Genomic DNA, 13515 nt, shown 5'->3' with positions numbered 1-13515 from the left:
GGCGGCTATACCCTTTTTAATTAGTAACTTACATGATTGTAAGGTAAGGAGAAAAGTTATGAAGATATTAATTGTTGAAGATGATATTGAATTGAGAAAAGAGTTGAAAGTTTTATTAGATAATAATGGTTATCAAGGAATAATTTTAGATGATTTTAAAAATTCATTAAGCAGAATATTAGAAATTAATCCAGATTTAATTTTATTGGATATTAAAATACCGTATTTAAATGGCCAGCAATTATTAAAAAAATTAAGAGAAGTATCAAATGTACCTGTAATTATGGTTACAAGTAAAGATAGTGAAATAGATGAAATACTATCATATAGTTATGGAGTAGATGATTATATTACTAAACCATATAATCCAACTATCTTATTGTTACATATTGAAGCCATATTTAAACGGCTACAAAAAAATGAGCCTAAGCTAGAATATCATGGAGTTAAAATCAATTTATTGAAAAGTACGCTTGAAAAAGAAGATATGAGTTTATTGTTGTCGAAAAATGAAATGAGTATCTTTTATTATTTAGTAATTAATCAAGGAAAAATTGTTACTCGTGATGATATTATGAATTATTTATGGGGTACTGATAAATTTATTGATGATAATACGTTAACTGTTAACATGACAAGATTAAGAAAGAAAATAGCTAAAATTGGGTTAGTTGATGTTATTGAAACAAGAAGGGATCAAGGGTATATATTAATATGAAATTACTAGATTATATTAAAGATCAGATTGTTTTGATATTATTGTATTTTACAATGATATTATTAGTGCAGTTTTTTTTAGTAATGTATCATTTACCAGCAACTTTAAAAGTATCTCTTTTGATTATAATGATTTTGTTTTTATTAATCGTTATTAGCTATGATTATTATCGAAAAAGTTTCTTTTATCAGGATTTTCAAAAAAAGTTAGATCAATTAGATAAAAAATGTTTAATTAGTGCCTTAATAACAAGACCAAATTTTTTAGAAGGACAGATTTTGTATGATTCGCTATACGAAATTGATAAAGCAACATATGAAGAAATAGAAAAATATCAACAAGAAGTAAGTGATTTTAAAGAGTATATTGAATTATGGATTCATGAAGTTAAGTTACCGATAGCTAGTACTAAGTTAATGATTCATAATCACGAAAGTAACGTTAGAAAACTTAAAGATCAAATTAATAAAATAGAAAATAATGTCGAATTAGTTTTATATTATGCTAGATTAGATAGCAGTGAAAAAGATTATTTAATAAAAAAATGTGATTTAAATCAGATCATAAAAAATGTTATTAAAAAAAATCAGGATAGCTTATTGTATCAAAATATTGCAATTAAAATAAAAAATATTGAAGCAACAGTATTGAGTGATAGCAAATGGTTAGAATTTATTATTAATCAGATAATTAGTAATAGTATTAAATATCACGGTGAAAGTGATTGTTTAATTAGTTTTAATGTTATTCAAAATAAAAATCATATTTCCTTGGAAATATTAGATAACGGAATTGGGATAAAAGATAGTGAATTACCATATGTTTTTGATAAATCATTTACCGGAGAAAATGGTCGCCTTGTTTCTAGTGCTACAGGTATGGGATTATATATTGTCAAAAATTTATGTCATAAGTTAGGACATCAAATAGCTATTGAATCAAAACAAGGGAAGTATACTAAAGTGATAATCGATTTTAATAATGAAGACTATTACAAAGTTGTAAGATAGTGTAAGGTATTTCGATGTCATCTAGATTATCTGTTTTCTATAATAAAGATGTAAAGGAGAAAAAGAGTATGGAGAAGATATTAGTAATTGAAAATATTAGTAAATATTATGGAAACAAGAGTAATCTAACAAAAGCAATTAATAATTTATCAATGTCAATTGATGAAGGAGATTTTGTGGCCATTATGGGGGCCAGTGGTTCTGGTAAAACAACTTTGTTAAATTTAATTTCTACGATTGATAGGGTTACTAGCGGTCATATTTATTTAAAAGGAATCGATATTACTAAGCTTAAAGGAAATAAATTGAATCAATTCAGACGCGAACAATTAGGATTTATTTTTCAAGAATTCAATTTATTAGACACTTTAACAGCTTATGAAAATATTGCTTTAGCTTTGCAAATTCAAAAAGTATCTTATCAGGAAATAGATAAACGAGTTAAAGAAGTCGCTAGTAAATTAGATATAAGTGATATTTTAGATAAATATCCATCACAAATGTCTGGTGGACAAAAACAAAGAGTAGCTAGTGCCAGGGCAATTATTACTAATCCCCAGTTAGTCCTAGCGGATGAACCTACGGGTGCTTTAGATTCCAAGAGTTCTAGGTTATTACTTGAAAGATTAAATAAATTAAATCAAGAATACAAAACGACTATTTTAATGGTTACTCATGATGCTTTTAGTGCCAGTTATGCTTCTAAAGTTATCTTTATTAAAGATGGTCAGATTTTTAATGAGTTTAGTCGTGGTAATCAAAGTCGCAAAGAATTTTTTGATAAGATCATCGATGTTGTTTCTCTATTAGGAGGCGATATTAGTGATGTTATTTAATCTATCGTTTAAAAATATTAAAAAGAGTTTTAAAGATTATGTTATTTATTTTGTAACTTTGATTTTAGGAATAACAATTTTTTATATTTTTAATTCTTTACAGTCCCAAACTGTTATGTTGGAAATTAGTGACTTGGCTAGAGATATTATTAAAATGATGAATGATATTTTATCAGGTGTAAGTGTTTTTGTTTCTTTTGTATTAGGGTTTTTGATTGTTTATGCTAATCGCTTTTTAATGAAACGTAGAAAAAGAGAATTTGGTATTTATATGATATTAGGAATGTCTAAACAACAGATTTCTAAGATTCTAATTGTAGAAACTTTAATTATTGGTTTAATATCATTGGTTGTTGGTCTTGTTTTAGGAATTGTTTTATCACAAGTGATGTCCATTATTGTAGCTAATATGTTTGAAGCTGATATGAATAGATTTACATTTGTATTATCAGGATCAGCATTATTAAAAACAATATGTTATTTTGGAATTATGTATTTATTAGTAATTGTTTTTAATACAGTCCAGGTTAATCGTCAACAATTAATAAATTTAATGACTGCTCATCAACAAAATGAATTCATTACTAATAAAAATCCAATTGTTTGTTTATTTGTATTTATTGGTGCGGTTTTACTTTTATCTTATGCTTATTATAACGTTACAAGTAATGTTGAAAATTTAACAACCTTTTTTTCAATAATCTTGCAAATGGTCTATGGAGCCGTAGCAACATATTTAATTTACTGGTCTTTATCAGGATTGTTATTAAAATTAGTTTTGAAAATTAAATCAGTTTATTTTAAAAACTTAAATAGTTTTACTGTTAGTCAGGTTGTTAGTAAAATTAATACTACAATACTATCAACAACTGTTATTTGTTTATTACTCTTTTTAACAATTTGTATATTTTCAAGTGCTGTGGCTTTAAATGATAGTGCTAATAGTGAAATTGATGAATTAGTACCAGTCGATTTACAAATGATTACAAATGTAAAAGATAGTCAAATGACAGTAAAAGAATATTTAAATAGTAATAATATAAATTTAAATGATGAGATTAATTTACAAGAAGAATTAAATTTTGAAACTTATTATAGTGATGAATTAACATATGGTGATACCTATGGCAATATGTATAGCGATGTTAGTGAGGAATTTTTAAATGAGCATGAACGTATAATAGAAGTGAGTGCATATAATCAAGTAGCTAAACTATATAATTTACCAACCTATCAATTAGAAAATGAATATGTGGTAATGGGTAATTATAACAATGTTTGTAATATTAGAAATATGGTTTTAAAAAATAAACCTGATATTGAATTAAATGGCAAGGTTTATCATAGTAAATTTGCTTCTTGTCAATATGGTTTTTTAACGATTCAATCAAGTCCAGCTGATATGGGATTTTATATCGTACCTGATGAAGCAGTAAAGAATTTGAATGTTGATGAAAGCTTTTTGATAGGTAATTATAGTAGTAGTAAAGCTAAAAGAGATGAAATTAATGAAAAACTATTAGGATATTGTAGTGATGATTTAATTGTTACTACTAAACTAGAGATTGCTACTAATAATATCGGAACTGGAGCAATGGTTATCTTTATTGGTTTATATATTGGATTAGTATTTTTAATTTCATGTGCAGCAATATTGGCTTTGAAAGAATTATCACAATGTATTGATAATAAAGAAAAGTATCAGATTTTACGAAAAATAGGTGTCGATGAAAAGATGATCAATAAATCATTATTTATTCAAATTGCAATATATTTTGCTTTTCCATTAATTTTAGCTTTGATTCATTCTATTTTTGGAATTCAAGTATGTAAATTAATGTTAGAGTCATCAGGTCAATTAAATGTTTTTGGTGCTATTAAGATAACAATATTATTTTTAATTATCATCTATGGTGGTTATTTCTATATAACTTATTTATCAGCTAAAAATATTATTAAAGAAAGATAAAATGAAGGAAATTTCCTTCATTTTATCTTAAAATATTTTTCTGGCTCTAACGATAATAACTTCTGGTTTTTCTTTATCATGAAAACATTCTTCATAAAAACCATCAATAACAAAGCCACTTTTAAAACATATGTTAAAAATATCTTGTAATGATCGATGATAATAGCATTGTTTTTTAGGTTGCCCATCAATTGCAATATCATAATAACTATGAGCGCTCATATATTTATCAGTTAAAGTAACAAAACAGGGATGTTGAGTTGCAAATACAAAAGTTCCATTTTCAATTAATAGCTCATTAACACATTTAAATAGGGTAGATATTTCAAAAATATCCATTATTGCCATATTAGAAACAGCTTTAGTATACGGGAGATCTTTTTTTAATGTCATTAGACTTTGTTTATTTGTAGCATCAATAACATGAAATTCAATTTTGTTAATATAACGTGCTTGTCTTTTTTTAGCTAGTTCAATCATTTTTGAAGAATAATCAAAAGCAACAACATTTATACCCTGATTAGCTAAATATGCAGAATAATTACCATTACCACAAGCAATATCTAAGACATAGTCATCTTTTTGAATATCAAGTAATTTATTTACTTTAGGGCGAACTACTTCACGATGAAACTGATTAGAATTATCTCCCATACACTCATCCCAAAATTTAGCATTAGTTTGCCAGGCCTCTAAACTATCTTCAAGTGAATATTTCATTAAGGTCACCTCACGTTTTATAAAATTATAACAAATTTTAAGGGCAATAAATACTAGTTATTATATTTCTTGACAGATAAATATGATTATTATAGATTTATATCATACTGTTTTAGTAGGAAAAGAGTGAAAGAATGATTTTTGATGACTTTATAAGAAAATTGTATTTTGAACGATGTTGGTAAACTGTCAAGTATAAAATAATTTAAAGAAAAGAGGACAGTTTATATGAATATTTTAGAATTAGGAGCGCTATTATTAGCGGGAGTATTTTTTATTATTATTTATTATATGGATAAAGTAAAAAAATTTGATTTTAGTATCTTAACGATATTAGGATTGGTTTTTGGAATTATTGTAGGAATTGTATTTAAAGGATATTATCGTTATTTAGAAGCTATTGGTAATATCTATTCGAATTTGATTTTAGCAACTGTAATTCCTTTGTTGTTTTTTAGTATTATTTCTAGTATTACCGATTTAGATAGTTCAATTAGACTTAAAAAAATAGGGGCTAAAACAATTTTCTTTTTATTGTTGAATACATTTTTAGCAGCAGTGATTACGTTAATATTAGCAGTAGTTAGTAACGTTGGTTCAGGAATCAATTATCAGTTAGCTAATAATTATGAAGCTGTTAATGTTCCTGATTTTATTGATACGATCGTTAACCTATTTCCTAAAAATCTTGCTGATAGTTGGGTAAATGGTGAAGTAGTACCAATAGTTGTTTTTTGTATAATAATAGCAATTGCTTATAATAAAGCAGCTACTAATAGTCAAAAGGAAGTATTATTGTTTAAAAAATTTATTGATGCTGGTAATGCAGTAATGAAAGAAGTAATTAACTTTGTTATTAGTTTTACACCATATGCTGTTTTAGCATTGATTGCAAGAGCAGTAAGTAAAAGTACAATTGTTGAACTAATACCATTAGTTAGTGTTATGTTTTTAGCTTATTTAATATGCCTCATTCAAATTTTTGGTGTTAGTAGTTTATTATTAAAAATAGCTGGATTAAAACCATTAACTTTTTTTAAAGGAATCTGGCCAGCTGGAATAGTTGCTTTTACTAGTCAAAGTAGTATTGGAACTATTCCGATTACGATTAAACAATTAACAAAAATAGGGGTTAATGAAGATATTGCTAGTTTTGTAACTAGTTTAGGAGCCAATTTAGGAATGCCAGGATGTGCTGGAATGTGGCCGATATTGTTAGCAATTTTAGCAATTAATGTATTAAATATTAATTATACTTTAGGTCAGTATTTATTTTTAATTGTTTTAGCAGTTGTAGTTTCTTTAGGTACGGTAGGAGTTCCAGGTACAGCGACTATAACGGCAACAGTATTATTTGCAAGTGCTGGTTTACCGATAGAGATAATTGTCATCTTAGCACCAATATCAAGTATCGTTGATATGATTAGGACTGCTACTAATGTTACCGGAGCTTCATTAGCTGCTATATTAGTAGCCAAAAGTGAAAAGCAAATAGATTTAGATAAATATTATTTAAATCAAAAAGTATAAATAAAAAAGAAAAATGAATTATTAAGGGAGTATATAATATCGAGGTGATATAAGTGTGAAAATAAAATTTGTTATTAATCAAAAAAAAATAAAGACATAGTAGATATTGCTTATGAAAAAAGTAAATCGAATAGTAATATCCTAAATTTATTTAGGTTAATGATAAATTAAAATTTTTATTGTATGTTTGTGTCCGACCGACGAAGGCGGACGGAAATGGAGGAAAATATGGTTAAACGACCAGATAAAATCTATGATTTTAAAAACGACTTTATGTTTAAACACTCCCTTGGTAATGATCGAGATCCTGACGCTAAATATCTTTTAAAACTTTTTATTGAAGGTATCTTAGGTATTGTTTGTAAATCAATTACTATTTTAAATCCTGACCTTGTCGTTGAAAATATCGAAGACAAAGATATGATCCTCGATATCCGAGCTCAGTTGGATAATGGTGATTATGTCAACATTGAAATGCAAAGTTCAGCTTTTTCTAAAAATCAATATCAAAGATTTCAGATTTATGGAGCATCATTATTATCCCGACAAGAAAAACCCGGCGATGACTATAAAGAAAAGATCCGACACGTTTATCAGATAATTTTTATTGATGGCATCGATAAAAATAATTTGGAGCTGTACGATAAATATGAAAGCCGTAATGAAGAAGGGAAAGTAGAGCAGTATAATCTAATAACAAGAGTCTATGTTCAAATGCCGTATATCAACATTATAAAAAAACAAAAAGAACTAAAAGAATTTAGTGAATTAGAAAAAGGAATCTACATATTTGAAAACGGATTGACAGATGATATAATGGCATTAAAGGGACATAAGGTGATTGAAGTTATGAAAAACAAGATAGATAAGTTCAACAAAGATGAAGAGTTAAGAGATATGGCCTATAAAAGAAGCTTAAATCGCTGGGCAAATGAACAGGATAAACAAGATATGTATGAAAAAGGAAAAGAAAAAGGAATCATAGAAAAAAACAGAGAGAAAACAAAACAGTTATTTAAAAAATATTATCCTGATGAAAATCCAGATATCTTAGATAATTTAAACAATGAACAATATGATAGAATATTTGAAATGATATTGGATAATTGTAGTGTTGCAGAAATTAAAGAGATGATAAAATAATATTTAAAGGATTAAACTAAAATTATTGGTTTAATCTTTTTATTTTAAAATATATTGTTATTTATTCTAATTATAAAAGCTAAGCATATATATTGATAAATGAGGAATGTTTCTATTTAAAAACATTGATTAAAACAGTATAATTAATATTGTATTATGATATCTATTGTGATATATTGTAGACAGATATTAGATAGAGGCGCGAAATGTTAAGAAACTAATATTGATGATGCTGCAACTATGATGTTAGTAGAGGGGCTTTCGCCGAAGGGGTAAATAATTGCAGTTATTTATTCTCTGGGTTTATAGAGAACATCTATAAGACTGTCATTATCTTTTGATAATGGTGAGCTATCATTGTTCATACGCTGTTTATGTTGCAATGATACTCATTGCAACTTTTTTTGTAAAGGAGAGAACAATGATGGAAAAGGTTATTGATGCAGTGAGCTATGAGGACAATATTATACAACTACAACTAAAAAATGTTCCTAAGCATCCTATGATAATTGCAAAAATTTTTACAATTATTAGTGAATGCGGTGTTAACGTAGATATGATTTCTCAAGTTATGATTGAAGATGCGATGCAAATCGAGATTACATTAGATGAAAAATATCAAAAAAATCTTAATGAAGCAATTTTACGTTTAAAAGAAGAAGTACAGCAGCTAGAAATTGCAACTAATCGTAAATATTTTAAGATTGCTCTTGGGGGTAAACGATTAGAAACAACTCCAGGTGGTGCCGCTCAAGTATTTAAAGTTTTAGGTGAAAATAATATTCATTTTTACCAGGTTACTACTTCTAAGCGAACTATTTCAGTTATTGTCGATAAAAAGCATCGTAATTTAGCGATGGAAAAGTTAAATGAAGCTTTTGGCTTAAATATATAAGGAGGTTATTATGGCTATTTTTGAAGGTAGTGCAGTTGCACTAGTATTACCAATGCATGAAGATGGAAGCATTGATTATGATAGTTTTAGAAAACAAGTACAAAGAATGATTGACGGTGGGGTTCAAGCTTTATTAGTTAATGGAACTACAGGAGAAACACCAACTATTCATATTGATGATGAATTTGAATTATTAGATATTACATTAGAAATGGCAGCAGGAACTGGAATAAAAGTTATTGCAGGTGCTGGTTCAAATGATACAGCAACAGCATTAACAAAAGCAAAATACGCTAAAGAAAAAGGTGCTGATGCGATTTTAGTTGTTACACCATATTACAACAAAACTAGTCAACGTGGTTTAATAAAACATTATACAACAATCGCAGATGCTGTTGATATTCCAATGATTCTTTACAATGTACCAGGAAGAACAGGAATTAATATTAGTGTAGATACAGTTGTCGAATTAGCTAAACATAAAAATATCGTTGCGATGAAAGATGCAACAGATAACATTGCTTATGCAATGGAAGTTTTAGCTAAGACTCAAGGAATGGATTTTGATTTATATTCAGGGTGTGATGATAATATCTTGCCATTTATTTGTGCTGGTGGAAAAGGTGTAATTTCGGTATTATCAAATTTATATCCACGTCAAACTGAATTGTTAGCACAATTAGCATTAAAAGGTGATTTACCACGAGCTCAAGAATTAGCATTTGCTTTAGAGCCGGTAAGTCGTTATTTATTTATAGATGTAAATCCAATTATGCCTAAAGCAGCTTTAGCGCATATGGGAATTTGCAAAGAAACTGTTAGATTACCATTAGTTGAAACAACAGAAGAAAATAAAAAATTATTATTTGATGCTATGTCAGCATTTGAAAAGTTGGGGTTTTAAAATGAAAGTAATAGTATACGGATATGGATTAATGGGTAAAAAAGTTGCCCATAAAGTAAGAAGTCAAGAAAATATGGAGTTAGTAGGTGTAGTTAGTTATGAATTTGATGAAAAAGTTCCTGAAAAAAGCTACTCTTCATTAGCTGAATGTGATGAAAAAGCCGATGTCATCATCGACTTTTCTCACCCTAATAATTTAGATGATATTTTAGATTATGCACTTGCTAATAAAACAAAATTAGTAATCGCTACAACAGGTTATAGCGAAGAACAATTAAATAAAATTGAAGAAGCATCTAAAAAAATACCAATCTTTCAATCTTATAATACTTCTTTTGGGGTTCAAATGTTTACAAAAATGTTACGAGCTTTTGCAAAAGAATTTTTTGAAGCAGGTTTTGATATTGAGATTTTAGAAAAACATCATAATCAAAAAATTGATGCACCATCAGGAACTGCTAAACTTTTATATGAAGTTATGGCAGAAGAAATCGACGGTGTTGAAGCTGTATATGATCGTAGTAGTTTACATGAAAAACGTAAACATGAAAGTATCGGAATTCAGGCAATGCGTGGAGGAACGATTTTTGGTGAACACACTGTAATGTTTGCAGGAAATGATGAGATTATCGAAATTAAACATACAGCTTTATCAAAAGAAGTATTTGTCCAAGGTGCTATTAGTGCAGCATATGCATTATTAGATAAAGACCATGGATTATATACTTTAAAATCATTATATTAATAGGGGGAAGTTATGGTATTACAAACAAAGTTTGCCGAAATAAAAAATAACAATTTATACATAGATGATGTAAATGCCTGTGATCTGGCTAAAAAATATGGGACACCTTTATATGTAATGTCTGAAGGACATATTCGTAATCAATTTAATACACTTAAAACAAAGATGATTGACAAATATGAAAATACTTTACCATTATTTGCATCTAAATCATTTTCTTGTAAAGCAATTTATCAAATTGCTAAAGAATACGGTGTAGGTATTGATTGTGTTTCTGCAGGAGAAATATCAGTAGCATTAAAAGGTGGTTTTGATCCTAAAAAGATTTATTTTCATGGTAATAATAAATTGCCTTCAGAAATTGAATACGCTCTATCAAATGGTGTTGAAAATTTCGTTATTGATAATTTTTATGAAATTGAATTAGTTCAAGAAATTGCTGCTAAATTAAATGTTATGGTAAATGGAATTGTCAGAATAACACCAGGTGTTTATGCAGGTGGGCATGATTATATTCGTGTTGGAGCTAAAGATACTAAATTTGGATTTAGTTCACATGATAATACATATTTAAAAGCAATCAAAAAAGTAATAGATGCACCAAATATTAAATTTGATGGTATTCATTGTCACGTTGGTAGTCAAATTGAAGATATTCAGGCATACGTACTAGCAATGAATAAATTTGTGGAAATAGCATATGAAATTTATGATATTTTTGGAATTGTAATCAATAAGTTAAATGCTGGTGGTGGTTTTGGAATTGCGTATACTAAAGCAGATCGTCCACTAGAATTTGATCAAGTTGTTGATACAATTATGGATATAATAACTAAAGGGTTTGAAGCTCGTGATTTAAAACGCCCAATGGTTTTAGTAGAACCAGGACGTTATTGTGTTGGTAATGCCGGTATTACATTATATACTGTAGGTTCATATAAGTATATTAAAGATATTCGTGATTATATAACAGTTGATGGTGGAATGACTGATAATATTCGTTCTTGTTTATATGACGCTAAATATGATGCAATAATTGCTAATAAAGCTCAAATGCCAGCTGATCATTTAGTAACAGTGGCTGGAAAAAACTGTGAATCTGGAGATATTTTAATTAAAGATATTATGTTACAAGATCCACAACCTGGTGATATTTTAGCAATGTTTTCAACTGGAGCTTATCACTATTCGATGTCATCAAATTATAATCAGTTGCCAAAACCAGCAGTTGTTTTTACTTATCAAGGTAAAGATCGTTTAGTTATAAGAAGACAAACTTTTGATGATTTAGTAACTTATGATGTAGATTCATCATATGAATAAAAAAGATGCTATGTCAACTTTAAATATTAACAAATAAATCTATAGCTTAAATGAAGGATTAATAAAATCCTTCATTTTACTTTATAGTGATATGTTATTTATCAACTAAGCTATTCCATGTCCTTGTATAATGTATTTACAGGGAATATAATGAAGTAAATAGAATGTGGGAAAGGGGAGAAAATATTCATGAAATCAATATTTTTAGGAAATTTGATAGATAAGAAAAAAATTATTATTTTCTTAGTTATTGATATAATGTTGGAAATTGCTATCTGTTATACTTTTCTAGGAAAATATATTTTATTTGATTTATTTTTCTTTATAATTTTATTATATATTACTATTAGTTTTTGTATAAATGAAAATTGGATCTTTACAGAAAATCATGTTGAAATAACCTATAGAAACTCTTTTTATACTTCTTTCTTATTATTTTTTGGTTTTATTATAAAAAACAATCATGATAAAATATATAAAAAAATATCTTATAGTGATATTTTATTGGTAAGTATTAAGTATAAAGCAGTTAAATCAAATGGACCCTTAAATACTTTAGGGGATAATTTTTATATTCAGATAAAGGAACGTAGCGGTGATATTCATACATTTGATTTAAGATATGTGTATAATAATAAAAATAAGATCCTTGAAATAATAAAATTATTGAAGAATCATGATGTGCATATTAAAGATGAAGATAATGTTATTGATTTAATTTTGAATGATGTAAATCTATATGATTATTTTAGAAAAACGTAATTTTAATAAGAGTTTAAATTAGAATAATATAGTAAACAACAATGGTGTTTAATTTCAATTTATTAGTATGCCACTTATAAAGAGTACTCTATTAAATTATAAAAACAAAATAATTTGATATTTTATTTGGGAAGAATTAAAATCATGATATATTGTGCTATTGATACTTTAAAGTATCAGTATTTGTTAATTGTTTAGTAACTTATGATGTTAGAGTCATCATATGAATAAAAAAGATGTTATGTCAATTCTAAGTAATGACAAACATCTAAAATACTATCGCATTTAATAATATCAGGATAATTTAGTGATGATGATATAGCATAAAATGGTAAATTGAAATGTTTTGCCAGTAAATAGTCTGCTTCACTATCACCACAGTAGATTGAATTATTTAAGTCGATATTATATTTTGCCAAGGCCTGGTTAATCATACCAGGCTTTGGCTTTTTACAATTACAATGATCTTGTTCATTATGAGGGCAAAAATATATTTCTAAAATGTTAATATTATTATTTTGACATATCGATAAAAATTCTTGAGTAAATTGTTGATATTGATCTAAGGTAATAATACCATCATTAATTAAATACTGATTAGTAATAATAATGATGTGATAACCATTTGCAATTAACTTTTGCATTCCATCAATAGAACCCTCAAGAAATTCTGGATGTTTTATCGATGACTATTTTTCATCGGGATAGTCTTTAATTATGGTTCCATCACGATCTAAGAAAGCTACTTTCATGAACTTTTAATTCTTTTCTTTGATTTATTTAATTCTTCATGAATTCCTTGCATTTTATAATCTAAGTGCGAAATTGTTTTAGCACATTCAATTAATTCATCACGAACACCATCAGGTACTTCACTATCAGATTTATAACGCAAATGATGTTCTAAACTAGCCCAAAAGTCCATGGCAATAGTTCTGATTTGGATTTCTACAGCTATAG

General features: G+C 27.2%; 13 protein-coding genes, 1 pseudogene and 1 riboswitch. Of the genes and pseudogenes, 11 read left to right on the top strand and 3 right to left on the bottom strand.

Translation table 11 applies throughout. From position 1 onward, the window contains the following. Window positions 1–58 precede the first annotated feature (58 nt). The 4 genes from B5E92_RS10145 (at window position 59) to B5E92_RS10130 (ending at window position 4533) form a co-directional block, all read left to right on the top strand. Window positions 59–718: a response regulator transcription factor gene (locus B5E92_RS10145; protein ID WP_087301797.1), complete on the top strand. Its 660-nt coding sequence runs from the start codon at window positions 59–61 to the stop codon at window positions 716–718. Beyond that, the gene (locus B5E92_RS10140) at window positions 715–1728 is read left to right on the top strand and encodes a sensor histidine kinase (RefSeq protein ID WP_087301795.1); all 1014 of its coding nucleotides are present in this window, start codon (window positions 715–717) and stop codon (window positions 1726–1728) included. The genes B5E92_RS10145 and B5E92_RS10140 overlap by 4 nt, the downstream gene beginning before the upstream one ends. Before the next feature lie 68 nt (window positions 1729–1796). Beyond that, window positions 1797–2564 (top strand): ABC transporter ATP-binding protein, encoded by a 768-nt coding sequence (locus B5E92_RS10135; RefSeq protein ID WP_087301793.1) that lies wholly within the window; start codon window positions 1797–1799, stop codon window positions 2562–2564. Then, window positions 2554–4533: an ABC transporter permease gene (locus tag B5E92_RS10130; protein WP_087301791.1), complete on the top strand. Its 1980-nt coding sequence runs from the start codon at window positions 2554–2556 to the stop codon at window positions 4531–4533. The genes B5E92_RS10135 and B5E92_RS10130 overlap by 11 nt, the downstream gene beginning before the upstream one ends. A gap of 27 nt (window positions 4534–4560) precedes the next feature. On the opposite strand, the gene B5E92_RS10125 is transcribed toward B5E92_RS10130, so the two are convergent. Further along, complete coding sequence (locus B5E92_RS10125) at window positions 4561–5253, bottom strand: class I SAM-dependent methyltransferase (RefSeq protein WP_087301789.1); 693 nt, start codon at window positions 5251–5253, stop codon at window positions 4561–4563. 228 nt (window positions 5254–5481) lie between these two features. On the opposite strand from B5E92_RS10125, the gene B5E92_RS10120 reads away from it, so the two are divergent. The 7 genes from B5E92_RS10120 to B5E92_RS10090 all read left to right on the top strand — a co-directional run bounded on the left by B5E92_RS10120 (window position 5482) and on the right by B5E92_RS10090 (window position 12555). Further along, window positions 5482–6783 carry a dicarboxylate/amino acid:cation symporter gene (locus B5E92_RS10120; protein WP_087301787.1) on the top strand — a complete coding sequence of 434 codons (1302 nt, stop codon included), beginning with the start codon at window positions 5482–5484 and terminating at the stop codon, window positions 6781–6783. A gap of 228 nt (window positions 6784–7011) precedes the next feature. Beyond that, window positions 7012–7926: an Rpn family recombination-promoting nuclease/putative transposase gene (locus B5E92_RS10115; RefSeq protein WP_087301785.1), complete on the top strand. Its 915-nt coding sequence runs from the start codon at window positions 7012–7014 to the stop codon at window positions 7924–7926. Window positions 7927–8112: 186 nt separating this feature from the next. Beyond that, a riboswitch (Lysine riboswitch) is annotated at window positions 8113–8288 on the top strand. Window positions 8289–8350: 62 nt separating this feature from the next. Beyond that, window positions 8351–8821: an ACT domain-containing protein gene (locus B5E92_RS10110; RefSeq protein ID WP_087301783.1), complete on the top strand. Its 471-nt coding sequence runs from the start codon at window positions 8351–8353 to the stop codon at window positions 8819–8821. 10 nt (window positions 8822–8831) lie between these two features. Continuing rightward, window positions 8832–9725 (top strand): 4-hydroxy-tetrahydrodipicolinate synthase, encoded by an 894-nt coding sequence (gene dapA, locus B5E92_RS10105; protein WP_087301781.1) that lies wholly within the window; start codon window positions 8832–8834, stop codon window positions 9723–9725. Window position 9726: 1 nt separating this feature from the next. After that, a complete protein-coding gene (gene dapB / locus B5E92_RS10100) occupies window positions 9727–10470 on the top strand; it encodes a 4-hydroxy-tetrahydrodipicolinate reductase (RefSeq protein WP_087301779.1) in 744 nt (247 codons plus the stop codon). A 12-nt stretch (window positions 10471–10482) separates the two neighbouring features. Further along, window positions 10483–11793 (top strand): diaminopimelate decarboxylase, encoded by a 1311-nt coding sequence (gene lysA, locus B5E92_RS10095; RefSeq protein ID WP_087301777.1) that lies wholly within the window; start codon window positions 10483–10485, stop codon window positions 11791–11793. 189 nt (window positions 11794–11982) lie between these two features. Then, window positions 11983–12555 (top strand): hypothetical protein, encoded by a 573-nt coding sequence (locus B5E92_RS10090; RefSeq protein ID WP_087301775.1) that lies wholly within the window; start codon window positions 11983–11985, stop codon window positions 12553–12555. 239 nt (window positions 12556–12794) lie between these two features. Here the strand turns inward: B5E92_RS10090 and B5E92_RS10085 are convergent, their stop codons facing one another. Beyond that, a complete protein-coding gene (locus tag B5E92_RS10085) occupies window positions 12795–13238 on the bottom strand; it encodes an HAD-IIIA family hydrolase (protein WP_255376218.1) in 444 nt (147 codons plus the stop codon). A gap of 65 nt (window positions 13239–13303) precedes the next feature. Continuing rightward, window positions 13304–13515 (bottom strand): annotated as a pseudogene (locus B5E92_RS10080) (GTP pyrophosphokinase family protein); the annotation flags it as partial.

The organism is Erysipelatoclostridium sp. An15 (genome assembly GCF_002160675.1).
GTDB lineage: Bacteria > Bacillota_I > Bacilli_A > Erysipelotrichales > Coprobacillaceae > Thomasclavelia > Thomasclavelia merdavium.
This window is presented reverse-complemented; position numbering and strand designations above follow the sequence as displayed.

Bases quoted from the DNA above. Each gene is read 5' to 3' on its own strand.
- B5E92_RS10140 (WP_087301795.1), top strand. From the start codon at position 715: ATGAAATTACTAGATTATATTAAAGATCAGATTGTTTTGATATTATTG.
- lysA (WP_087301777.1), top strand. From the start codon at position 10,483: ATGGTATTACAAACAAAGTTTGCCGAAATAAAAAATAACAATTTATAC.
- B5E92_RS10130 (WP_087301791.1), top strand. From the start codon at position 2,554: ATGTTATTTAATCTATCGTTTAAAAATATTAAAAAGAGTTTTAAAGAT.
- B5E92_RS10110 (WP_087301783.1), top strand. From the start codon at position 8,351: ATGGAAAAGGTTATTGATGCAGTGAGCTATGAGGACAATATTATACAA.
- B5E92_RS10115 (WP_087301785.1), top strand. From the start codon at position 7,012: ATGGTTAAACGACCAGATAAAATCTATGATTTTAAAAACGACTTTATG.
- dapA (WP_087301781.1), top strand. From the start codon at position 8,832: ATGGCTATTTTTGAAGGTAGTGCAGTTGCACTAGTATTACCAATGCAT.
- dapB (WP_087301779.1), top strand. From the start codon at position 9,727: ATGAAAGTAATAGTATACGGATATGGATTAATGGGTAAAAAAGTTGCC.
- B5E92_RS10135 (WP_087301793.1), top strand. From the start codon at position 1,797: ATGGAGAAGATATTAGTAATTGAAAATATTAGTAAATATTATGGAAAC.
- B5E92_RS10090 (WP_087301775.1), top strand. From the start codon at position 11,983: ATGAAATCAATATTTTTAGGAAATTTGATAGATAAGAAAAAAATTATT.
- B5E92_RS10125 (WP_087301789.1), bottom strand. From the start codon at position 5,253: ATGAAATATTCACTTGAAGATAGTTTAGAGGCCTGGCAAACTAATGCT.
- B5E92_RS10120 (WP_087301787.1), top strand. From the start codon at position 5,482: ATGAATATTTTAGAATTAGGAGCGCTATTATTAGCGGGAGTATTTTTT.
- B5E92_RS10145 (WP_087301797.1), top strand. From the start codon at position 59: ATGAAGATATTAATTGTTGAAGATGATATTGAATTGAGAAAAGAGTTG.